Annotated in this window: 21 protein-coding genes and 1 tRNA gene; 8 read left to right on the top strand and 14 right to left on the bottom strand. The window is 64.2% G+C overall.

All coding sequences use genetic code 11. The features are described 5' to 3' along the window. Positions 1-49: 49 nt before the first annotated feature. Entirely contained in the window at positions 50-703 is a 654-nt protein-coding gene (locus tag MNBBLIKP_RS15915; protein ID WP_088311253.1) for an energy transducer TonB, read from the bottom strand. A 339-nt stretch (positions 704-1042) separates the two neighbouring features. On the opposite strand from MNBBLIKP_RS15915, the gene MNBBLIKP_RS15910 reads away from it, so the two are divergent. Both MNBBLIKP_RS15910 and MNBBLIKP_RS15905 read left to right on the top strand, forming a co-directional pair. Then, positions 1043-1894, top strand: a complete 852-nt coding sequence (locus MNBBLIKP_RS15910) for a hypothetical protein (RefSeq protein ID WP_088311252.1) — start codon at positions 1043-1045, stop codon at positions 1892-1894. A 76-nt stretch (positions 1895-1970) separates the two neighbouring features. Continuing rightward, positions 1971-3293 carry a homoserine dehydrogenase gene (locus MNBBLIKP_RS15905; RefSeq protein WP_088311251.1) on the top strand — a complete coding sequence of 441 codons (1323 nt, stop codon included), beginning with the start codon at positions 1971-1973 and terminating at the stop codon, positions 3291-3293. 40 nt (positions 3294-3333) lie between these two features. Here the strand turns inward: MNBBLIKP_RS15905 and MNBBLIKP_RS15900 are convergent, their stop codons facing one another. From MNBBLIKP_RS15900 to MNBBLIKP_RS15885, 4 genes are read right to left on the bottom strand one after another with little or no spacing between them, the layout of a single operon-like run. Then, positions 3334-5214, bottom strand: coding sequence for an ABC-F family ATP-binding cassette domain-containing protein (locus MNBBLIKP_RS15900; protein WP_088311250.1), 1881 nt, complete (start codon positions 5212-5214; stop codon positions 3334-3336). Between the two features lie 20 nt (positions 5215-5234). After that, a complete protein-coding gene (locus MNBBLIKP_RS15895) occupies positions 5235-6848 on the bottom strand; it encodes an MDR family MFS transporter (RefSeq protein WP_088311249.1) in 1614 nt (537 codons plus the stop codon). 4 nt (positions 6849-6852) lie between these two features. Continuing rightward, complete coding sequence (locus MNBBLIKP_RS15890; protein ID WP_088311248.1) at positions 6853-7920, bottom strand: HlyD family secretion protein; 1068 nt, start codon at positions 7918-7920, stop codon at positions 6853-6855. Then, positions 7913-8356, bottom strand: coding sequence for a MarR family winged helix-turn-helix transcriptional regulator (locus tag MNBBLIKP_RS15885; protein ID WP_088311247.1), 444 nt, complete (start codon positions 8354-8356; stop codon positions 7913-7915). Before MNBBLIKP_RS15885 ends, MNBBLIKP_RS15890 begins: the two co-directional genes overlap by 8 nt. Positions 8357-8538: 182 nt before the next feature. Here MNBBLIKP_RS15885 and MNBBLIKP_RS15880 point away from each other — a divergent pair, with 182 nt between their 5' ends. After that, positions 8539-9201, top strand: a complete 663-nt coding sequence (locus MNBBLIKP_RS15880; RefSeq protein ID WP_088311246.1) for a nitroreductase — start codon at positions 8539-8541, stop codon at positions 9199-9201. 4 nt (positions 9202-9205) lie between these two features. Here the strand turns inward: MNBBLIKP_RS15880 and MNBBLIKP_RS15875 are convergent, their stop codons facing one another. The 9 genes from MNBBLIKP_RS15875 to MNBBLIKP_RS15835 all read right to left on the bottom strand — a co-directional run bounded on the left by MNBBLIKP_RS15875 (position 9206) and on the right by MNBBLIKP_RS15835 (position 18163). After that, complete coding sequence (locus MNBBLIKP_RS15875) at positions 9206-9946, bottom strand: 3'(2'),5'-bisphosphate nucleotidase CysQ (RefSeq protein ID WP_088311245.1); 741 nt, start codon at positions 9944-9946, stop codon at positions 9206-9208. 20 nt (positions 9947-9966) lie between these two features. Continuing rightward, entirely contained in the window at positions 9967-11874 is a 1908-nt protein-coding gene (gene cysN, locus MNBBLIKP_RS15870) for a sulfate adenylyltransferase subunit CysN (RefSeq protein WP_088311244.1), read from the bottom strand. Beyond that, positions 11874-12779: a sulfate adenylyltransferase subunit CysD gene (gene cysD / locus MNBBLIKP_RS15865; protein WP_088311243.1), complete on the bottom strand. Its 906-nt coding sequence runs from the start codon at positions 12777-12779 to the stop codon at positions 11874-11876. The genes cysN and cysD overlap by 1 nt, the downstream gene beginning before the upstream one ends. Before the next feature lie 136 nt (positions 12780-12915). Next, positions 12916-13368: a MaoC family dehydratase gene (locus MNBBLIKP_RS15860; protein ID WP_088311242.1), complete on the bottom strand. Its 453-nt coding sequence runs from the start codon at positions 13366-13368 to the stop codon at positions 12916-12918. A gap of 15 nt (positions 13369-13383) precedes the next feature. Then, positions 13384-14985 carry a carboxyl transferase domain-containing protein gene (locus tag MNBBLIKP_RS15855; RefSeq protein WP_088311241.1) on the bottom strand — a complete coding sequence of 534 codons (1602 nt, stop codon included), beginning with the start codon at positions 14983-14985 and terminating at the stop codon, positions 13384-13386. Further along, positions 14982-15329 (bottom strand): hypothetical protein, encoded by a 348-nt coding sequence (locus MNBBLIKP_RS15850; RefSeq protein ID WP_088311240.1) that lies wholly within the window; start codon positions 15327-15329, stop codon positions 14982-14984. The genes MNBBLIKP_RS15855 and MNBBLIKP_RS15850 overlap by 4 nt, the downstream gene beginning before the upstream one ends. After that, positions 15326-16492 carry an isovaleryl-CoA dehydrogenase gene (locus MNBBLIKP_RS15845; protein ID WP_088311239.1) on the bottom strand — a complete coding sequence of 389 codons (1167 nt, stop codon included), beginning with the start codon at positions 16490-16492 and terminating at the stop codon, positions 15326-15328. The genes MNBBLIKP_RS15850 and MNBBLIKP_RS15845 overlap by 4 nt, the downstream gene beginning before the upstream one ends. Before the next feature lie 148 nt (positions 16493-16640). After that, a tRNA-Cys gene (locus tag MNBBLIKP_RS15840) sits at positions 16641-16714 on the bottom strand. A 63-nt stretch (positions 16715-16777) separates the two neighbouring features. After that, entirely contained in the window at positions 16778-18163 is a 1386-nt protein-coding gene (locus tag MNBBLIKP_RS15835) for an RNB domain-containing ribonuclease (RefSeq protein WP_088311238.1), read from the bottom strand. Between the two features lie 149 nt (positions 18164-18312). On the opposite strand from MNBBLIKP_RS15835, the gene MNBBLIKP_RS15830 reads away from it, so the two are divergent. The 5 genes from MNBBLIKP_RS15830 (at position 18313) to MNBBLIKP_RS15810 (ending at position 22452) form a co-directional block, all read left to right on the top strand. Beyond that, entirely contained in the window at positions 18313-19425 is a 1113-nt protein-coding gene (locus MNBBLIKP_RS15830) for an S-(hydroxymethyl)glutathione dehydrogenase/class III alcohol dehydrogenase (RefSeq protein ID WP_088311237.1), read from the top strand. Positions 19426-19448: 23 nt separating this feature from the next. Then, on the top strand, positions 19449-19829 hold the full coding sequence (locus MNBBLIKP_RS15825; protein WP_088311236.1) for a VOC family protein: 381 nt from the start codon (positions 19449-19451) through the stop codon (positions 19827-19829). Positions 19830-20036: 207 nt separating this feature from the next. Next, positions 20037-20879, top strand: a complete 843-nt coding sequence (gene fghA / locus MNBBLIKP_RS15820; protein WP_088311235.1) for an S-formylglutathione hydrolase — start codon at positions 20037-20039, stop codon at positions 20877-20879. Next, positions 20876-21451, top strand: coding sequence for a molybdenum cofactor guanylyltransferase (gene mobA, locus MNBBLIKP_RS15815; RefSeq protein WP_088311234.1), 576 nt, complete (start codon positions 20876-20878; stop codon positions 21449-21451). Before fghA ends, mobA begins: the two co-directional genes overlap by 4 nt. Before the next feature lie 56 nt (positions 21452-21507). Beyond that, positions 21508-22452, top strand: coding sequence for an MBL fold metallo-hydrolase (locus MNBBLIKP_RS15810; protein ID WP_088311233.1), 945 nt, complete (start codon positions 21508-21510; stop codon positions 22450-22452).

The following is a 22452-nucleotide window of genomic DNA, read 5'->3' as shown; positions in this document are numbered from 1 at the left end:
AAGAATAATGTGAAATGATTCCGGTCCTCAGACCGGGAACAGCAACTGATCAATCCTTAGGAATCACCCAGCGGATACGGTTGGAATAGCTACCCGAAGTCGGGTTGCCTTCGCCGTCCATGGCCGGAGTGAACCGGGCACGGCGCGTGACGTTCGAGCAGGTCGCCTCGTCAAGGTCGGAGCTGCCGCTCGAGCTGGTTACGTCGCAGCTGGTGACACGGCCGTCAGGACCCACGGTGACGCGGAACCCGGTGGTACCTTCGCGTTCTTCACGCAAAGCACGGCTGGGATAATCGTTGGTCGTCGCCCAGTTCGCGGGATTGCCCTTGGGAGCAGCCCCCTTGGGCTGGAACCGCGGCGGCGGCGGAGCCGGTACCGGGGCCGGCGGCGCGATGATCGGCGGCGGCGGCAAAGGCGGCGGAGTCACCACGGTCTGCACCGGCGGCGGAGCTACGCTGACGTTGATCTTTGGCGGCGGGGCCACGATCGGCGGCGGCGCAGTCAGCTTTTTGGGCGGCGGCGGCGGCTCCTTCTTGGGCTCGTCCTTCTTGATGTCGATGGTCGTAACCTTTTTCATGATCTGCTTCACGCCCTCGTAAGCGAGGCCGGTCACCAGAGCATAACCGAGCACCAAGTGGAGCAGAGCAACGATTATAAACGCGGTAATGCGATTACCGCTCATCTGTTGGTCAGCGTAGGCCATTCGATTGCATCACTCCATTACAGTCCCCCCGGGCCTGGACCCGGACCGGGCAAACACCCCCCGCACAGCGGAGCGCGCCCACCCAAAAACTTAACTTCCACCCTGCGGTTCAATCCGGGAAACCATGCTGACGCCCGACGCCCACACAGCCAGATCGCGGACCTATTTTGTTTTTTGGCCCGGTTTTCCTAGCGTATTAACGGGCTTGGCCGACTGGCGCAACGCTTTATCCATTAACCAGTGATTCACCTGTGTTAACATCAATGGGCTTGAAAACACCGCTGAATCCTGCGTTTCGATGGCGGGTCCGATCTGCCGGGCGACGTTGCGGAGAGCACCATGACTACACCTAATGCTCTTGTTGCCACCTTGATCGCGCTCTGTGCGGGGGCTGTTTGCCCTGCCTCGGCGCGGGCCGATTCGCGCCCCGCACCGCCCCCGCCAGTCGCAGCGCCCTATCCCGATCTGGCCGATCTGGCCGATGGTGCTCCGCTGGTGCTGCGGGCGCAGGTGCGCAAGCTTGTGCCGGTCGAACCGGCCCGCGCCGCCGCGGTCAGGCCGGGCCAGGGCCGGTTCTATGTCGAAGCGAAGACTGAATTGCTCTATGCCGGCCGTTCAGCGCTGGGTGAGGCTCTGCGGTATCTGGTGGATCTGCCACTTGATGCCAAAGGCAAGCCGCCAGCGCTGAAGAAGCAGACCGTGCTGTTGTTCGCCCGCAGTGTGCCGGGGCGTCCGGGGGAATTGCAACTGGTTGCCCGAGATGCCCAGCTGGCCTGGAACCCCGCCAGTGAGGCATCCCTGAAGGCGATTCTGCAGGAACTCTATGCTCCCGGTGCGCCGCAAAAAGTGACGGGTGTGCGTGAAGTGATCCATGTTCCCGGCAACCTTTCGGGCGAGGGCGAAACCCAGTTGTTCTTGACTACCGCGAATGGCGAGCCCGCCGCTATCGCCGTGTCGCGCAGTCCGGGCCAACCGGCGCGGCTCAGCGTATCGTTCTCGGAAGTGCTGGGCGAGGCGACCGGCGCCCCCCGGCCCGGCACTCTGGCCTGGTACCGGCTGGCCTGCTTTCTGCCGCGGGTGCTGCCGGTGGGAGCCAACATATCGGAGGGTGAAAGCGCCCGCGCTGCCGCTGGGGCAGACTATCGTTACCTGCTGGATCAGCTGGGGCCCTGCGCGCGCAACCGGAAATAGCGCTGCACCAAGCATTACCTTCTTCCCAAGCGCGTCGCCGCTTGGCATGGGCGCGCCAGCATTGAAGGGAAGACAGATGGCCGAACCGCTTCGAATCGCACTCGCTGGCCTTGGTACCGTAGGTGCCGGGGTGATCCGGCTGGTCGAGGCCAATCAGGCACTGATCGCCCGCCGTGCCGGGCGCGGGATCGAAATCGTGGCAGTCAGCGCGCGCGATCGCAGCCGTAACCGCGGGGTCGATCTGTCGAAATATGCCTGGGAAGACGACATGGTCATCCTGGGCGAAAAGGACAATGTCGACGTGGTGGTCGAACTGGTAGGTGGGTCGGACGGACCGGCGCTGGCTTGCGCGCGGACCACGATCGAGGCTGGCAAGGCTCTGGTCACCGCCAACAAGGCGATGATCGCGCACCATGGGCTGGAACTGGCCGGCAAGGCCGAAGCGGCCAAAGTTGCGCTGAAGTTCGAAGCGGCAGTTGCCGGCGGTATTCCTGTGATCAAGGGGCTGCGCGAAGGCGCGGCAGCGAACGCGATCGAGCGAGTCTACGGGATCCTCAATGGCACCTGCAATTACATCCTTTCGACCATGGAAGACACCGGCCGCGATTTCGCCGACGTGCTGGCCGAGGCGCAGGCCAAGGGTTTTGCCGAAGCCGATCCGGCGTTTGACATCGAAGGCACTGATGCAGCGCACAAGCTGGCGATCCTGGCAGCGATCGCGTTCGGATCGAAAGTGGATTTCGCGTCGGTTGATACCGCCGGGATCACCCGTCTGCGCGCCGCAGACATCGCCCAGGCTGACGCGCTGGGCTATGTCATCCGCCTGATCGGCATGGCCGATACCGAAGAAGTGCCCGGCGGCACCCGTCTGTTCCAGCGGGTCAAGCCGCACCTGGTGCCGTTCGATCACCCGCTTGCCCACGTCGATGGTGCGACCAATGCTGTGGTGGCGGAAGGCAACTTTTCGGGCCGTTTGCTGTTTCAGGGCGCCGGCGCCGGCGAAGGCCCTACGGCGAGCGCAGTGGTGGCCGACCTGATCGACATCGCGCGTTCCACCATGAATGGGGGAGAAGTGGGTGCGCCCTTCTCGGTCCCGGTCGCCGAACTGGAAGAGATGGCGCCCGCCGATACCGGCCATCGCATCAGCCGCAGCTATCTGCGCTTCATGGTTACCGATCGTCCGGGCGTTCTCGCCGAAATCACCGCCGCGCTGCGTGATGCCGGGGTTTCGATCGAAAGCCTGATCCAGAAGGGCCGCGCGGGCGGCGACGGTGCAGTAATGGTAGCCATGGTCACCCACGAAGGCCCCGAAAGCGCAGTCAGCAAGGCGCTCGAACTGCTCGACGGTTCACCCAGTCTTACCGAAGCGCCGTTCGTGATGAACCTGCTCGGGGTCTAGGCTCAGGACTTCTCTCCGCCGCATCGCGGATGCACTGGCATCACGCCGCGACAATCGCCTCGAACGCTTCGCTGGCTTCCAGCCACGCGAGTTCCGCCGCCTCGATCCGGCTTTCCAGATCGGCGCGGCGTTTCATCAGGTCGGTCATGGTCAACTTGCTGAGCGACGGCGCGGCCTTGGCGGGATCGAACATCGCCTGATCGATCGCACTGCGTTCGGAGGTCAGTCGTTCCAGCTCCGCCTCGGCGGAGCGGGCGGCCTTGCGCAGGGCCTGGCCGCGTTCGCGTGCTTCGGCGTTGGCCTTGCGCTGGTCCTTCTTGTTGATCCCGCGCGCGGCGTCATCCTTGCGCACCGGGGCCGGATCGCGGGCGAGGACGAAAGCGATGTAATCGTCAATCGATCCGTCAAAGTCCTTCGCCGTCCCGCCATCGACCAGCACCAGCCGGTCAGCGGTCATTTCCAGCATGTGGCGGTCATGGCTGACGATCACCACCGCGCCCGAATAGTCGTTGAGCGCCTGGACCAGCGCCTCGCGCGCATCGACGTCAAGGTGGTTGGTCGGCTCGTCAAGGATCAGCATATGCGGCGCGTCGCGCGTGATCAGTGCCAGCGCCAGCCGCGCGCGTTCTCCGCCAGACAGTTTGCCGACCTCAGTGGTCGCCTTGGGGCCGGCAAAACCGAACCGGCCCAGCTGCGCGCGCACGGACGCCGGGCTTGCCGCTGGCATGGCCAGGGTCATGTGTTGCAGCGGGGTTTCGCCACGGTCCAGTTCCTCGACCTGGTACTGGGTGAAATAGCCCACCCGCATCCGGCTGCTGGCCGCCATCGCGCCGTCCATCGGGGTGAGCTGCGCGGCGAGCAGGCGGGCCAGCGTGGTCTTGCCGTTGCCATTGCGGCCCAGCAGCGCGATCCGGTCGTCAGGATCGATCCGCAGGTTCAGGCGGCTCAGCACCGGCACTTCGCCATAGCCGACCGAGGCCAGATCGAGCGTGATCAGCGGCGGGCGCAATTCGTCCGGCGCGGGAAAATCGAAGCTGAGCGAGGGGTCGTCGATCAATTCGGCGATCGGCTGCAGCTTGGCCAGCGCCTTGGCGCGCGATTGCGCCTGCTTGGCGGTCGAGGCGCGGGCCGAATTGCGCGCAACGTAATCGCGCAGCCGCTCGCGCATGGTGTCCTGCTTGGCCTTGGCCGAAGCGAGCTGGGCCTGGCGTTCGGCGCGCTGGCGTTCGAACGCGTCATAGCCGCCCGGGTACAGCGTCAGCTTGCCGCCCGACAGGTGCAGGATGTGATCGACCACGTTGTTGAGGAAATCGCGTTCGTGGCTGACCAGCAGGATCGTGGCGGGATAGCCGCGCAGGAAATCCTCCAGCCACAGCACCGCTTCCAGATCGAGGTGGTTGCTGGGTTCGTCGAGCAGCAGCAGATCGGGCTGCGAAAACAGCAATGCGGCCAGCGCGACGCGCATGCGCCACCCGCCGGAAAAACTTTCGAGCGGGCGGTGCTGGGCTTCTTCGTCAAACCCTAATCCGACCAGGATCCGGGCAGCCCGGGCCGGGGCCGAATGGGCCTCGATCGCGATCAGCCGCTCGTGCAGTTCGGCCAGACGGTGGGGGTCTTCGCAATGCTCGCTCTCCGCCATCAGAGTGGCACGTTCGGTATCGGCGGCGAGCACGGTTTCGAACGGGCTGGCATCGCCGCCAGGGGCTTCCTGCGCGATATAACCGATCCGACTGCCGCGCGGCATGGCAACCGCGCCATTGTCTGGCTCAAGCATGCTGGCGATGACCCGGACCAGGGTGGATTTGCCCGCACCGTTGCGTCCGATCAGCCCGATCCGCCCACGCGGCGGCAGGCTCGCGCTCGCGTCGTCGATGATCGTGCGTCCGCCAAGGCGCACCGTGATGCCGGATAGGTTGAGCATGGTTTGCGCCTAGAGCACAGTCAGTGCGGCAGGTCTACCGGGGGTTCGCCATCCGCCTTGCCGCGGGCGTTGGCGAGCCGCGCATCCACGCTGAGATCTGCCCGGCGCATGAAAGCGATCAGGGGAATGGTCAGCAGACTGAGCCACATCATCGCATAGAAATCATCAAGGTAGGCAATCATCGCCGCTTGCCGGTTCACTTCTGCGTCGATCAGCCGCAAGGCAGCCTCGCCCAGTGTCTGGAACCGGTCGAGCGCCGAAACGTCGATCATGGTCGAGAAGGAGGAGGTCACATGGCTGGCAAGGTCAGCGTGGCTGACTTGCAGGTTGCGCGCCATCAGGCTGATAACCACGGAAATCCCCACCGATGAACCGATCGAGCGCGACAGATTCAGCAGGCTGGCCCCATCGGTGCGCAAAGCGGGTGACAATGTGGCAAAAGCGCTGGCGTTAAGCGGGATGAATACCAGGCCCACCCCCACGCCCTGCACAAAGCCGGAAATGGCAATGTCCTGGTAAGACGTGTCAAGCGACCAGCCTGACATCTGGTAGAGCGAATAGCCGGCAAGGCCAAAGCCGGCGGCGATCAGCAGGCGCGGATCGACACCCTTGCGGATAATCATGCCGGATACCTGCATTGCCACCAGAGTGCCGACCCCGCGCGGCATCATGGCTTCGCCCGTATCGATCACGCCATAACCGAACAGGCGTTGCAGCATCGGGGGCAGCAGCGCCATGTTGGCGAACATCACCACGCCGACAATCAGAGTGAAGAACAGCGCGAAGAGATAGTTCGCGTCCGCAAACAGGAGCCGGTTGAACAAGGGTTCGCGGGCAGTCGCCAGATGGATCGCGCCAATCCATGCTGCCGATGCGGCGATCAGCACATAGAGCCAGCTCTCCATCGATTCGAACCAGTCGATATGATTGCCCCGGTCCAGCAGCAACTGAACGCTGGTCAGGGTCAGCGCGACCAGAAAAAAACCGGTCAGGTCAAATCGCCGCCGCAGCAGCGGGCGGGATGGCAATTCGGCAGCCATGATCGCCAGGGCAATCACCCCCAGCGGAACATTGACGTAAAACACCGATCGCCAGTTCCAGTTTTCGGTCAGCCACCCACCCAAAATCGGCCCCAGGATCGGCCCGACCATGATCCCCATGCCCCACAGTGCCATCATCTGCGATTGCCGCGATGGCTTGTTGGTATCGATCATCACCGATTGGCTGAGCGGCGAAATGAATGCTCCGGTTGCCCCTTGCAATGCCCGGAAAATCACCATCTGGGTGACGTTCTGGGCCATCCCGCACAACATCGAGGACAGCACAAAGCCTGCGACCGAAGCCATGAACAGGCGGCGTGATCCGATCCGGTCCGACAGCCAGCCGGTCAGCGGCATAGCCAGCGCGACGGCGACGATATAGCTGGTCAGGACCCAGCTGATCTCGTCCGGAGTGGCCCCCAGTGCTGCCTGCATGTGCGGAATCGCGACATTCGCGATCGTCGTGTCGAGAATCTGCAGCAACGACGCCAGCATTGTCCCCACCGCAAGCAGAGTGGGATTTTGGCATGGCAGGGTTGCTACGTCTGCAGCAGGGTTAAGCTGCGGATCGGCCACGGGGGCGCGGCTGGCCATGGCCCTAGCGTTTACGGCCGTCGGTGAAGACTTTTACCTTCACCGAAAGCCCCGCAATCAGCGTGCGGGGGCTGGCCTCGTCCAGCGCGATTCGCACCGGCACGCGCTGGGTTACTTTCACCCAGTTGCCGGTGGCATTTTGCGCGGGCAAGACCGACGCATCGCTGCCCGTGCCGGCGCCGATTGACGATACGTGGCCTTTTAGCTTGAGCCCTGGATAGGCATCGAATTTGACCTCTGCGGGCTGGCCAACGCGCATGTCAGCCAGTTCGGTCTCCTTGAAATTGGCCTCGATGTAGCTCGATCCGTCTTCGACCAGGGTCAACACGGGCAGACCGCTGATCATGTCCTGGCCAACCTGCAAGCGGCTGGCCTGGGTGATCTGGCCACTGACCGGTGCGCGCACTTCGGTACGGCGCAGTTGCAGTTCCACCGCACTGCGCTGAGCGCGGGCGGCGGCGATTTGCGGATAGACCCCGGGCAACTGCGATCCGCTGGCCAGCTTGGCCGCAGCTTCGGCTTGCTTGGCCTGGGCCAGCCGCAACGCTTCCTCGCCCATGGCGACCTGGTGCTGCGCGGCATCATAAGCTGCCTTGGTGGCAAAGCCCCGCTTCCACAGGGCTTCCTGTCGGGACAAGTTGGACCGGGCAAAAGCGATCTGTTCCTGCGCGGCCGAAATATCTGCCCCGGAAAGCGGCGCGGCATTGGCCAGCGCAACCTGGCTGGCCTGAGCCGTGGCGATGGTCGCATCGGCCTGGCTCAATTGCAGCTGGTAAGGTTCCGGATCGATCCGGAACAGCAGATCGCCGGCCTTGACATGGCCGTTGTCCTTGACCGCTACCTCGATGATCTTGCCGCTGACTTCGGCACTGATCGTAACCTTGTCGACATGGACATAGGCGTTGTCGGTTGCAACCTGGCCTTGCAGGCTTTGCCAATAGATCAGCCCGCCAATCAGCAATGCCAGCGGCAGCGAAGCCATCAGCATCAGTCGGCCCCAATTACGGCGCGGGGCGGGCTGATCAACCCGGGAGGCGGCATCAAGATCGATGCGCGGATCGGATTCAGCCATGGACAGCTACCCCTTCACTGCGCTGACCGGTGAAGTTGGCGCGGATCATGTCGAGCGTTTCCACCAGACCGTCCCGCCGGACCTGATCGAGCCCGAGCAGCATTTCATCTTCCAGTCCGGTCAGCGACTGGCGAACCTGATCGATCACCTGGCGGCTTCGCTCGGTCAGATGGACTCGCCAGGCGCGACGGTCCGCCGGATCGCGGCGACGCTCAAGCAGGCCGCTCTCTTCCATCCGGTCGATCAGGCGGCATAGCGATATCGGCTCAACCTCCAATCGCTCGGCGTAAAAGCCCTGATTTTCGCCCTCGGTGTGCTCAAGGATCAGCAGCAACCTGGCCTGGGTGCTGGTCATTCCAAGCTTGCGCACACGGGCATCAAACGCGCGCCGCAGCAGGCGCGCCGTGTCACTGAGCAGATAGGCAGCTATAGTCATCACATGCAGAGATATAATAGCCATGCTTATTAAATCAACCGCGTTCTTGCTTCTGCATGGCCGGACCGGTTCCGCCGGTCCGGCCGGTGCGCGGCGAAGCGCTTGACGCACAGGGCCTGCCGGATATGGCCGCAGGGTGATTCGGGCCGGACAGCGGCCTGCCTGTTTTGGGGGAATGCCAGATGAACGTTGCTGAAGCCGTTGCCACCCGCCGCTCAATCCGCGCTTTTCAGGACAAGGCTGTGCCGCTGGACACAATCCGCCGGGTGCTGGATCAGGCGCGGATGGCCCCCTCGGGCTGCAATTTCCAGCCATGGGAAGCTGTGGTGCTGACCGGTGCGCCGCTGAAAGCGCTGCAGGACGTCTTGCTCGCTTCTGAAGCGGACAGCCCGCTCGAATACGATTTCTCTGCCCCGGGCGAAGTGGAAAAATACAAGTCGCGGCTACAGGCAGTCGGTGCCGCGATGTACGGCGCGCTGGCGATTGGGCGCGACCAGTCCCAAGACCGGATGAATTTCGCGCGCAACAACATGATCTCGTTTGGCGCTCCGGTGTTGCTGCTGTGCCATTTCCCCAAGGCCTGCATGAAAGAGGCGCAGTGGTCGGACGTGGGCATGTGGCTGCAGACCATCATGCTGCTGCTGCGCGGCGAAGGGCTGGACAGCTGCCCGCAGGAATACATGGGCATGTACGGCCGCACCATCAAGGCGCACCTGGGGCTGGACGAGGGCCAGCTGCTGTTCTGCGGCATTGCGATCGGCTGGCGGGACGAGGAAGACCCGGTCAACGGCTTTGCCCGCGAACGCGTGCCGCTGGATGAACAGGTCCAGTTCCTGGGGTTCTGAGCGGCTATTCCGCCCCGTTCATTTCCCTGACCAGATCGAGCACCCGGTTGGCGTGCTCGGTCCGGCAGATCAGCAGGTCCGGCATGTAGGTATCGGCCTGGTTGTAGACGAGCGGGCTGCCATCGACACGTGAGCAGTGCAGGCCATGGGCCATGGCCACGGCGACGGGTGCGCAGCTGTCCCATTCATACTGGCCGCCCGTGTGCAGATAGATGTCAGCCTCACCCCGGACCACGGCCATGGCCTTGGCTCCTGCGCTGCCCATCGGGATCAGTTCTGCCCCCAGTCGCCCGGCGACGTTCACCGCTTCCGCGGCAGGGCGGGTGCGGCTGACGACCATGCGCAGTTGCTGCGGAGCAGGCGGCACGGGCGCGGGGCGGTCGCTGCGCAGCACCGTGCCCAGCCCCGGCAGCGCAACCGCACCGATGGTCGGCACGCCGTCCACCGCCAGCGCGACATGGACCGCCCAATCGGCCCGCGCCTCGCCATACTCGCGGGTCCCGTCGACCGGATCGACGATCCACACCCGCGAACTGTTCAGCCGATCGAGATTGTCCTTTTCCTCTTCGGACAGCAGGCCATCGTCGGGGCGCTGTTCGCGCAGCGCGTGGCACAGGAACTGGTTGGCCGTGGCGTCCCCGGCCTTGCCCAGCGCCTTGAGGCTGAGCACGCCGCTTTCGCGCACTTCGATCAGCAGTCGCCCGGCCACTTCGGCCAGATGTGCGGCAAGTTCGGCGTCAGTCATGGCGCGGGGCTAGCCTTCCGTCACTTCAGCGGCAAGAGCTGCTGGATGATGAAGTCGGCGGCCTGAGCGGCGGTCATCTCGGCAGTGTTGACGCGGATTTCGGGCGCTTCGGGCGGCTCATAGGGGCTGTCGATCCCGGTGAAGTTCTTGAGCTGCCCGGCGCGCGCTTTCTTGTAGAGCCCTTTGACGTCGCGCGCTTCGGCCACGGCCAGCGGGGTATCGACGTGGATTTCCACGAATTCGCCCTCGGGCAGCATCGCGCGGACCATGTCGCGTTCGGCGCGGAACGGGCTGATGAAAGCGGTCAGCACGATCAGCCCGGCGTCCGCCATCAGCTTGGCCACTTCACCGACGCGGCGGATATTCTCGATCCGGTCCGCTTCGGTAAAGCCCAGATCCTTGTTGAGCCCGTGGCGGACATTATCGCCATCAAGCAGGAACGTGTGGCGGTTCATCATGTTGAGCCGCTTTTCCACCTCGTTGGCGATCGTGCTCTTGCCCGCGCCCGACAGGCCGGTGAACCACAGCACCTTGGGGGCCTGATTCTTGAGCGCCGCATGATCTTCGCGGGTCAGGTCGGTCGCTTGCCAGTGGACGTTCTGGGCGCGGCGCAGGCTGAAATTGATCATCCCCGCCGCGACCGTGGCATTGGTCAGCTTGTCGATCAGCACGAACCCGCCCAGCGTGCGGTTTTCGGCATAGGGTTCAAACACTACGGCCTTGTCGGTGGTGATTTCGGCCACCCCGATCGCGTTGAGTTCGAGCGTCTTGACCGCGATGTGTTCCATCGAATTGACGTTCACGGCGTATTTGGGCTGCTGGACCGAGACCGAAACGGTCTGCGTCCCCAGTTTGAGCCAATAGGCCCGCCCGACATGCATTGCCGCATCGTTCAGCCAGACCAGTGTCGCTTCAAACTGGTCGGCGGCCTGCGGGGGATTGTCTGCCGCTGCAATTACATCGCCGCGCGAACAGTCAATCTCGTCGGCAAAGCACAGCGTGACCGATTGGCCGGCGAGCGCCTCGTCCAGATCACCCGCCATGGTGACGACGCGGGTGACCGTGCTGGTCTTGCCCGAAGGCAGCACCCGCACATCGTCCCCCGGCTTGACACTGCCGCTGGCGATCAGGCCCGCGAAGCCCCGGAAATCGAGGTTCGGGCGGTTGACCCATTGCACCGGCAGCCGCAGCGGCTTGTCCACATCAAGCGCGGACAGCACGTCGACTGTCTCAAGGTGCTCGACCAGCGTCGGGCCGGAATACCACGGGGTATTGGCCGATCTTGTGGTGATGTTATCGCCCTTGAAGCCGGAGATCGGCATCGCGGTGAAGCTCTCGATCCCGATCGACTGCGCGAACGCGGCATAGTCCGCCACAATCGCATCATACTTCGCCTGATCGTAATCGATCAGATCCATCTTGTTCACCGCCAGCACCAGATTGCGGATCCCGATCAGGTGGCACAGGTACGAATGCCGCCGGGTCTGCACCAGCACGCCCTTGCGTGCATCAATCAGGATCACCGCGAGATCGGCGGTGCTGGCACCGGTCACCATGTTGCGGGTGTACTGTTCGTGCCCCGGACAATCGGCGACGATAAATTTGCGCTTTTCGGTGTTGAAGAACCGATAGGCGACGTCGATCGTGATTCCCTGTTCGCGCTCCGCCGCCAGACCATCGACCAGCAGCGCAAAGTCGATTTCCTGGCCCTGGGTGCCGACTTTCTTCGAATCGGTTTCAAGCGCGGCAAGCTGATCCTCGAAGATCATCTTGCTGTCATACAGCAGCCGCCCGATCAGCGTGCTTTTGCCATCGTCCACGCTGCCGCAGGTGATGAAGCGCAGCATGGTCTTGTGCTGGTGCAGGTCCAGATAGGCGTCGATGTCATCCGCAATCAGCTGATCGGTGACGTAGATGGGGTCGCTCATCAGAAGTACCCCTGCTGCTTCTTGACTTCCATCCCGGCCCCGCCGGCATCCTTGTCAATCGCGCGGCCTTGACGTTCGCTGGTGGTGGTCAGCAAGGTTTCCTGGATGATCTGCGGCAGCGTCGCCGCGGTGCTCTCGACCGCCCCGGTCAGCGGATAGCAGCCCAGCGTGCGGAACCGGATCGAGCGTTCGACCGGCACTTCGCCGGGCTTCAGCGGGAACCGGTCATCATCGACCATCAGCAGCATCCCGTCGCGTTCCACCGTCGGGCGTTTATCGGCGAAATACAGCGGCACGATCGGCACATTGTTGAGGTGGATGTATTGCCACACGTCCAGCTCGGTCCAGTTGCTGATCGGGAAGACGCGGATGCTTTCGCCCTTGTGCTTGCGGGCGTTGTAAAGGTTCCACAGCTCAGGCCGCTGGTTCTTGGGGTCCCAGCCGTGGCTGGCGGTGCGGAACGAGAAGATCCGTTCTTTCGCCCGGCTTTTTTCCTCGTCACGCCGGGCCCCGCCGAAAGCGGCATCGAACTGCCACTTGTCGAGCGCCTGTTTCAATCCCTCGGTCTTCCACATATCAGTGTGCAGCGCGCCGTGATCGAACGGGTTGATCCCGCGCTCCTGCGCTTCGGGATTGTGATAGATCAGCAGCTCCATCCCGCTTTCATTGGCCATCCGGTCACGCAATTCGTACATCGCGCGGAATTTCCAGGTGGTGTCCACATGCAGCAGCGGGAACGGCGGCGGGCTGGGGTAGAACGCCTTGCGCGCCAGATGCAGCATCACCGCCGAATCCTTGCCCACCGAATAGAGCATCACCGGGCGCTCCGCCTCGGCCACCACTTCACGCATGATGTGGATCGCCTCGGCCTCCAGCCGTTCGAGGTGGGTCAGCGTGGCATTCATACGAAACCGATTCCTGCAAGGACTACCCGCTGCGGATAGCCGCATGGTTCCGACATTGCACCACTGTTAAGCGGATGCGCCGACAAGGAATCCTTTGTAGGTCCAAACCGGCCTTGCGCTCGCACGCCGCCGGTTCTCAGCCTGCCGCGCGCAATACCAGCGCGGATCGCAAGCAGCGGCAAACCACCTGGTTGCGCTGGTTGATCAGTTCATGCTGGAAAGTGACGATCCCGGCATTGGGGCGGCTTTTCGATGGCTTCAGTTCGACCACTTCGGTGGTGGCGCGCATGGTATCGCCGATGAACACCGGGCTGGGCATGACCAGCTTGTCGTAACCCAGGTTCGCCACCAGCGTCCCCAGCGTGGTATCCCCCACCGAAAGCCCCACCATCAGCGCGAACGTGAAAGTCCCGTTGACCAGGATCTGTCCGAACTCGCTCGCTTTGGCTGCCTCGACATCGAGGTGCAGCGGCTGGGGGTTATGAGTCATGGTGGAGAACAGCAGATTGTCTGTCTCGGTCACCGTCCGGCGGATTTCGTGGCTGATCTTGTCACCCACGGTCCATTGTTCAAAAGTGCGTCCGGCCATTGTTGCTGCTCTCCATCACATCCGGAACACGCCGAACTGCGGCCTGTCCGGGATCGGGGCCTCCAGCGCGGCGGCGAGCGCGAGGCCCAGTACGTCGCGGGTTTGCACCGGGTCGATCACGCCGTCATCCCACAATCGGGCGGAAGCGTACCAGGGGTTGCCCTCGTCCTCGTACTTCTGGCGGATCGGGGCCTTGAACGCTTCGGCTTCCTCGGCGGTCCAGTTCGCGGCATCGCGGTGGACCGTGGCGAGAACCGAAGCGGCCTGTTCGCCGCCCATCACGCTGATCCGGCTGTTGGGCCAGGTGAACAGGAACCGGGGGCTATAGGCTCTGCCGCACATGCCGTAATTGCCCGCGCCGAAACTGCCGCCAATCAGCACGGTCAACTTGGGCACCGTCGCGGTGGCGACGGCGGTAACCAGCTTGGCGCCGTGTTTGGCGATGCCCTCTGCCTCATACTTGCCGCCGACCATGAAGCCGCTGATGTTCTGCAGGAACAGCAGCGGGATCTTGCGCTGACAGGCCAGCTCGATGAAGTGCGCGCCCTTGACCGCGCTTTCGCTGAACAGCACGCCGTTGTTGGCCAGAATTGCCACCGGCATGCCCCAGATATGGGCGAACCCGCAGACCAGAGTGGTGCCGTAATGCGCCTTGAATTCGTGGAACTGGCTGCCATCGACAATTCGCGCGATCACTTCGTGGACGTCATAGGGCGCGCGCACGTCCTCCGGGACAATGCTGTAGAGGTCTTCGGCGGGGTACAGCGGCGCTTGCGGTTCCAGCACGGTCAGGCCGTGGCGGTGCGCCGGGCCAAGGTGGCTGACGATGTCGCGCACGATCGACAGCGCATGCTCGTCATTCTCTGCGAGATGATCGACCACGCCGCTTTTCTTCGCGTGAAGATCTCCTCCGCCCAGATCCTCAGCGCTGATTTCCTCGCCCGTCGCGGCTTTGACCAGCGGCGGGCCGGCCAGAAAGATCGTGCCTTGTTCACGCACGATCACGGTTTCGTCGCTCATCGCCGGAACATAGGCGCCGCCGGCCGTGCAACTGCCCATCACCGCCGCGATCTGGGCAATGCCCTTGGCGCTCATGTTTGCCTGGTTGAAGAAGAACCGGCCAAAATGGTCCCGGTCCGGAAACACCTCGGCCTGGTTGGGCAGATTCGCGCCGCCGCTGTCGACCAGATAGATGCAGGGCAGGTGGTTCGCCTCGGCAATTTCCTGCGCGCGCAGATGCTTCTTGACGGTTAGCGGGTAATAGGTCCCGCCCTTGACCGTCGCGTCATTGGCGAAAATCATGCACATCCGGCCCGAAACGCGCCCGATCCCGGTGATGATCCCCGCGCCCGGCACTTCATCGCCGTACATGCCATTGGCGGCCAGCTGGCCAATCTCAAGCAAAGGCGCGCCCGGATCGAGCAGCCGTTCGACCCGTTCACGCGGGAGCAGTTTGCCCCGGCTAATGTGACGCTCACGGCTGCGCTGATCACCGCCCAACGCGGCCGTGGCAACGCGCGCGTGCAAGTCTGCCGCCAGCGCCCGGTTGTGCGCCGCGCGGGCCTGCGTCTGTGGGTCTTCGGGGTTAAGGGTGGTGGGAAGGACGGGGGCGCTCATGGGCAGGTTCCAGCAATGGCGAGCAAGCCGGACACTGACAGTAAGGGCCAGCCGACATGCTTGAACCGGGTGTACAAGGCATCGAGCACACCCGCCAGCAACCATGCCGCTCCGGTCAGTCGGATCAGCGCCACCGGGGTGTCCGGCCATGCCACCAGCGCGGCAGTCAGCAGCATCAGCACGCTGGTATAATGCCAGGCAAATCGGACCAGTTTCGGGCGATAACCGCTGAGCACTTCGCTTGGCTGCGCGAGCAGCGGCACGATCAGGCGCTTCTCGCCGAAAGCAGAATGGGCGATCGCGGTCAGCGCCATGGCTGCTGCGGACATATAAAGCAGCGTCATCCCATTGCCCCGATCAATTCGCGCCCGATCAGCATCCGGCGAATTTCGTTGGTGCCAGCGCCGATGTCCAGCAGCTTGGCATCGCGCAGGAACCGCTCCACCGGCCAGTCCTTGGTATAGCCTGCCCCGCCCAGCGCCTGCACCGCCTCACCCGCGACGCGGAAGGCGTTTTCGGATGCGAGCAGGATCGCGCCGGCAGCGTCGAAGCGGGTGGTCTGGCCGGCATCGCAGGCCTTGGCCACGGCATAGACATAGGCCCGTGCCGATTGCAGCGCGACGTACATGTCGGCGATCTTGGCCTGCATCAGCTGGAACGTGCCGATCGGCTTGCCGAACTGCTTGCGTTCCCGGACATAGGGGATGACCACGTCAAGGCAGGCCTGGATGATCCCGATCTGCATCCCGGCCAGCACAACGCGTTCGTAATCGAGGCCCGACATCAGCACGCCGACCCCGCCATGCGTGGGGCCCATCACGTTCTCATCCGGGACGAAGCTATCGTCGAACACCAGCTCGCAAGTGGGGCTGCCGCGCAGGCCCATCTTGTCGATTTTCTGGCCAATGCTGAAGCCTGGCATGTCCTTTTCGATCAGAAAGGCGGTGATCCCGCGCGATCCGGCTTCGGGCGCGGTCTTGGCATAGACCACCAGGGTATCGGCATAAGTGCCATTGGTGATCCAGAATTTGGTGCCATTGAGCTTCCATCCGCCGCTGGCCTGTTCAGCCTTCAGTTTCATCGAAACCACGTCGGATCCCGCCCCGGCCTCTGACATGGCAAGGCTGCCGACATGCGCGCCGCTGATCAGGCCGGGCAGGTATTTCGCCTTCTGTTCGTCATTGCCCCAGCGGCGGATCTGGTTGACGCACAGGTTGGAGTGCGCGCCATAGGACAGGCCGACTGCGCCGCTCGCCCGGCTGACTTCCTCCACCGCGATCACGTGATCAAGATAGCCCAGGCCCAGCCCGCCCCATTGTTCCTCCACGGTGATTCCGTGCAGCCCCAGCGCGCCCATCGGCTCCCACAACTCGCGGGGAAAACGGTCATTACGGTCGATCTCCGCCGCCAGGGGCATGATCTGTTCATCGGCAAACCGACCCGCTGCTTCGCGGATCATCAGGGCGCTTTCGGTCAGGCCGAAATCGAAGTCTGGAGTGGCACGCATTGCAATTCCTCTGCCGGGCCGGAGCCCGCATCTTGTGTCTGAATGGGGTCCTTATGGCGGCAAAAGTGCGCTTTGCCTATCGGGCCAGATGCACGGCAATTCAGCACCATGCGTGCTGCGGGGCGCTTGAGCGGTGCTGAAGGAAAGGTGGAGGCCCGAGCCGGAATCGAACCGGCGTAAACGGATTTGCAGTCCGGTGCGTAACCACTCCGCCATCGGGCCTCACCTGCGGCATAGCGCAGAGACGGCGCCCCTAGCGGAGGCGGCGCGGCGGTGCAACTTGAATCATGAGACGCGGGTAAAGTGCAATTCGCGCCGTATCGGGTCGCTGCTGTCGAGCCTGACTCGCACCTGTCCGCCCGGCAGGACGGAGTGGGCATCGACCCGCGCCACCACTGGCGCATCGCACAGCTGGATCCGCGCGCCGTTCTGACCAAGGTCCGTGATGACTGCGGCAAAAGTCTCGCCCTCGCGCCCCGCCAGCGTGGCGGTTTCCGCCAGGTCGATCACCGCGCGGTCGATCTGGCTGGCGCGGGCGTCGGCCTTGGCCATGACTGCGGGCAGGCGCTGGAACGCTTCGTTCACCGCCAGCGGCACCGGCTGGCCATTGGCGATCGCATGGGCGGCGCGCAGGACATAGCGGTCGGCCAGTCGGCGCAAGGGCGCGGTCATGTGGCAATAGGTTGCGGCCATCGCGGCGTGCCACGGTTTGACCCCCGGCTGATAGGGCACATAGCTCGCCCCGTCGCCAGCCTTGCGGATCGCCAGCATGAACGCCTGCGCGGCGGGTTGGGCGGGATCGAGGCTGCGTTCGAACTGTTCGATCGGCATGGCGCCGGGCCAGCTGAGCCCGAAAGCGGCGGCCGTATAGCGCAGCCGCGCCACGGCCCGCGCATCGGGCCCGGCCATGACGCGGAACAGTCCGGTCCCTGCGGCATAGAGCGCGTCGGCCACCGCCAGATTGGTGGCCAAAGAAAGGGCGGCGTTCTGCACTTCGCTCTGCACCAGCGGGCGCAAGCGCAGGGTGAAGTGGCCCGCAGCATCGCGCTCCACCTCTTGCTCGGGCGGATCGATCCGCGCCGCGCCGCGCGCGTTTTCCGCAGCGGCGATCCGGCGGGCGAGTTCATCGAACTGCGGCGCGACATCCTCGGCCCGGACGCTGTCATAGGCGAGCTTGGCCCGGCTGCGGATCAATGCGCGTTCCACGCCTTCTAGTCTGACCGCGCCGTCAGGGGCCACGCGGGTGGTGAACAGGAAGCACGGGCGCGGGCCATCGGGCAGCAGGCTGGCAGCATGTTCGGCCAGCACCGGGGGGTACAGCCCGGCTTTGCCATCGGGCAGGTACATCGTTTCGCCGCGCAGCCACGCCTCGGTATCAAGCGCGTCGCCATCGGCCACAAACCACGGCACGTCAGCAATCGCATAGTGCAGCAACAGGTCGCTGCCTGCCGCCTCGATCGTGAAGGCCTGATCCAGATCGGTCGAGGTTGCGGGGTCAAGCGTGACGAAGGGCATGGCCGTGCGATCGGCATGCTCGCTCGGGCTGCGCCGCGCGGCGGCCTCGGCGGCTTCCAGTACGGGCGGCGGAAAAGTGGCCGGAACCTTGAACTGCTGGCGGATCGCGGCCAGTCCTTCGGTCAGCAGGCAATCGGGATCGCGCAAGCTCTTCATCAGCCGTGGCTATACCGCCGATCCGCGCTTGCCAAGCACTGCAGCCATGCGCATTACGCGCGATCAGCGGCATTGACGCCGCCCTGCGCAATTCAGTAAGCATTGCTTACAAAATATCACGCCCGCCGTGGAGAGGAGTACCCCCAGCCATGAAGACCCGCGCCGCAGTTGCCTTTGCCCCCAAGCAGCCGCTCGAAATCGTCGAGCTTGATCTGGAAGGCCCCAAGGCCGGTGAAGTGCTGGTCGAGATCATGGCGACGGGCGTGTGCCACACCGATGCCTATACGCTTGACGGGTTCGACAGCGAAGGGATCTTCCCCTCGGTCCTTGGCCACGAAGGCGCCGGGATCGTGCGCGAGGTCGGCCCGGGGGTCACCAGCGTCAAGCCGGGCGATCACGTGATCCCGCTCTACACGCCCGAATGCCGCCAGTGCAAAAGCTGCCTTTCGGGCAAGACCAACCTCTGCACCGCGATTCGCGCCACGCAGGGTCAGGGGCTGATGCCCGACGGCACGTCGCGGTTCAGCTACAAGGGCCAGACCATCTTCCACTACATGGGCTGCAGCACCTTTTCGAACTTCACCGTGCTGCCCGAGATTGCCGTGGCGAAAATCCGTGAGGACGCGCCGTTCCAGTCGGCCTGCTACATCGGCTGCGGGGTGACCACCGGGGTCGGCGCAGTGGTCAACACCGCCAAGGTGCAGGTGGGCGACAATGTCGTGGTGTTCGGGCTCGGCGGGATCGGGCTCAACGTGATCCAGGGCGCGCGGCTGGCCGGGGCCGGCAAGATCGTGGGCGTCGACATCAACCCAGACCGTGAGGAATGGGGCCGCAAGTTCGGCATGACCGACTTCCTCAACACCAGGGGCATGAGCCGCGAGGAAACAGTCGCCGCGATCGTCGCGCTGACCGATGGCGGCGCGGACTATACCTTTGATGCGACCGGCAATACCGAAGTGATGCGCACCGCGCTGGAAGCCTGCCACCGCGGCTGGGGCACCAGCATCATCATCGGCGTGGCCGAAGCGGGCAAGGAAATCGCCACCCGCCCGTTCCAGCTGGTCACCGGCCGCAACTGGCGCGGAACCGCGTTCGGCGGGGCCAAGGGCCGCACCGACGTGCCCAAGATCGTCGATATGTACATGACCGGCAAGATCGAGATCGATCCGATGATCACTCACGTCATGGGGCTGGAGGAAATCAACACCGCCTTCGACCTGATGCACGCGGGCAAATCGATCCGTTCGGTCGTGGTGTTCTGATTTTATACGGAGAGGAAAAGCCGATGTTCACGCACATGTTCCTTGGTTCGAACGACATGGATCGTTCGCGCAATTTCTATCAGGCCGCGCTGGCTCCGCTCGGCCGCCAGAACGTTATGCCGGCCGATCAGCCGCGCCTGATCTTCCCGTCGGAATCGAGCACGCTGATTGTCGGCCCGCCCGCCGATGGCCAGCCTGCCACCGCCTCCAACGGCTTTACGGTCGGGTTCGCGGCGGCTGACATGGCGGCGGTTGATGCGTTCCATGCGGCCGGTCTGGCCAATGGCGGCACTGATGAAGGCGCGCCGGGCCACCGTCCGGGTGCGCCGGGCAAGGCCTATGGCGCTTACTTGCGCGATCCCGACGGCCACAAGCTCTGCGCTTTCTGCCAGATGCCTGACTGACCCACCCCCAGCCCCTCCCGCATGCGGGAGGGGCTGGGGGTGGGTCAGTCAGGCANCGGCCACAAGCTCTGCGCTTTCTGCCAGATGCCTGACTGACCCACCCCCAGCCCCTCCCGCATGCGGGAGGGGAGCCTGAAGATAGGTCCCTCCCGCATGCGGGAGGGGAGTTTAATGATGGGCCTCTCCCGCAAGCGGGAGGGGGGAGCAATGATGATGGAACAGGTCAGCACCAATCGCAGCCACGGCGGCGCGCAGGGGGTCTATACCCACCAGTCTGCCGCCACCGGCACCCCGATGACCTTTTCGGTCTTCGTCCCCGACCATGCGCCGGGCACGAAACTGCCGGTCTTGTGGTACCTTTCGGGGCTGACCTGCACCCACGCCAATGTCACCGAGAAGGGCGAATTCCGCGCCGCCTGTGCCAAGGCGGGGGTGATCCTGATCGCCCCCGATACCAGCCCGCGCGGCGATGATGTACCCGATGACGAAGGCTATGATTTCGGCAAGGGCGCTGGCTTTTACGTCAATGCCACGCAGTCCCCCTGGGCTGCGAACTTCCGCATGCGTGACTATATCGAACAGGAACTGCCCGCGCTGATCGCGGCTGAATTCCCGATGGCCGATATGAACCGACAGGGGATCACCGGCCATTCGATGGGCGGCCACGGCGCGCTGACGATCGGCCTGCGTAATCCCGACCGGTTCAAATCGGTCAGCGCCTTTTCGCCGATCGTCAGCCCGCTCAATTGCCCGTGGGGCGAAAAGGCGCTGGGGGGTTATCTTGGACCGGACAAGGCCGCCTGGCGCGAATATGACGCCTGCGCGCTGATCGAGGACGGCGCGCGCCTGCCCGATCTGCTGGTCGATCAGGGCGATGCCGACAATTTCCTGCACGAACAGCTCAAAACCGGGCTGCTGGTGATGGCCTGCAAAAAGGCCGGGATCCCGGCCACAATCCGGATGCAGCCGGGTTATGACCATTCCTATTACTTCATCTCCAGCTTCATGGCTGACCATGTCGCCTGGCATGCGGAGCGGCTGAAAGCGTGACTCGCGCCCGCCGCCTGGGGGCGGTGCTGGCGGGCGGCCAGTCCAGCCGGTTCGGCAGCGACAAGGCACTGGCCATGCTGGACGGGGAAAGCCTGATCGCACGCGCGGTCGATAGTCTGGCCATGTGGTGCGATGCTGTGGTGGTGGTTGGCCGCGAACAAGGCCCCGCGCCGTGCATTCCGGACTGGCCGCGCCCCGGCATGGGGCCGCTCGGCGGGATCGCCGCCGCGCTGCGCCATGCCGAGGCTGAAGGATTTGCCGAAGTGCTGACCATCGGTGTCGATTGCCCCGATCTGCCAGATGACTTGCCCGCGCGGCTCGGCGCGGCCCCGGCAATGATCGCCTCGCAGCCGGTGATCGGCTTGTGGCCGGCCGGCGCGGCGGCAGATGTCGCCGCGATCCTGCAGGGCAGCGGCAAGCATTCGCTGCGGGCGCTGGCCGAACGGATCGGCGCGCGCGGGGTCATGCTGCCTAGCGACCCCGCCAATATCAACACCCCATCAGACCTGGCAGACCTGCGGCGGCGCGACAGTTCCGGCGGCGCCGGGGAAGGCGAAACCCAGCCCCACTGAGGTCATCGGACGCGCCGCTCTGGACGCACAGTATCGGCTGATTTAGACCTGCCGAAATGAGCCGCCTGACCCGAATTGCAGGAATCACTGCGGGATTGCTGATCGCGCTGCTGGGCGGCGCGCTGTTCTGGCTGTTCTACAGTAACGCGGCGCCTTCGGCGAAGTTTGCGCTCGACCTGGGTGAATTGCGCAGAGTGGCAGGTTCGGTGCCCGGTTCCGGGCCGACCCGGATCGAGATCGAGCAACTTTCCCACACCATGGTGCCCAAGATCGCCATCGTTTCCGGAACCGGCTGGGGCAAGATCGATATGGTGCGGGCCAGTTACCGCGTTGCTTTTGCGGATGGGCGCTCGATCATCATCGATACGGCGAATGCAGAGGGTTTTGCGAAACGGTTCGGTGCGTTCAGTTACGATAATGGCGCGTGGCAGCGCATGATTGCAGCGATGGACAAGGCCGCCGCCATTGTCGTCACCCATGAACATGGCGACCACATCGGCGGACTGCTGGAAACGCCGCATCGCGCTGCTGCTTTTGCGCGGGCCGTGCTGACCCAGGAACAGGTCGATGATCCCGCCGGATCAGAGCCGCTGCAATGGCCGGATCTGCGCGCGCTCAACCTGCGCCCGCTCCGCTATGACCGGCTGCACGTGCTCGCCCCCGGCGTAGTCCTGATCAAGGCCGCCGGGCACAGTACCGGATCGCAGATGATCTATGTCCGCCGGGCCGATGGCCGGGAATACCTGTTCATGGGGGACACGGCGTCGCTGCTCGACAATGTCCTGCTGCAGCGGATCCGCTCGCGCTATGTCACTTCATGGCTGAGGGGGCACCAGGATGATCGGGGCGCGGTCATGGCGCAAGTGATGGCGATCCACGCCGCGCTGCAATCCCAGCCGGACCTGATCCTTGTTCCCGGGCATGACGGGCAGCAGATGCAGCACCTGATCGACCAAGGCCTGCTGGTGTCAGGCTTCAGCGGCCAGGCGCTGGTTAAATAG

The organism is Novosphingobium sp. B 225 (assembly GCF_002198665.1).
Classification (GTDB): domain Bacteria; phylum Pseudomonadota; class Alphaproteobacteria; order Sphingomonadales; family Sphingomonadaceae; genus Novosphingobium.
This window is presented reverse-complemented; position numbering and strand designations above follow the sequence as displayed.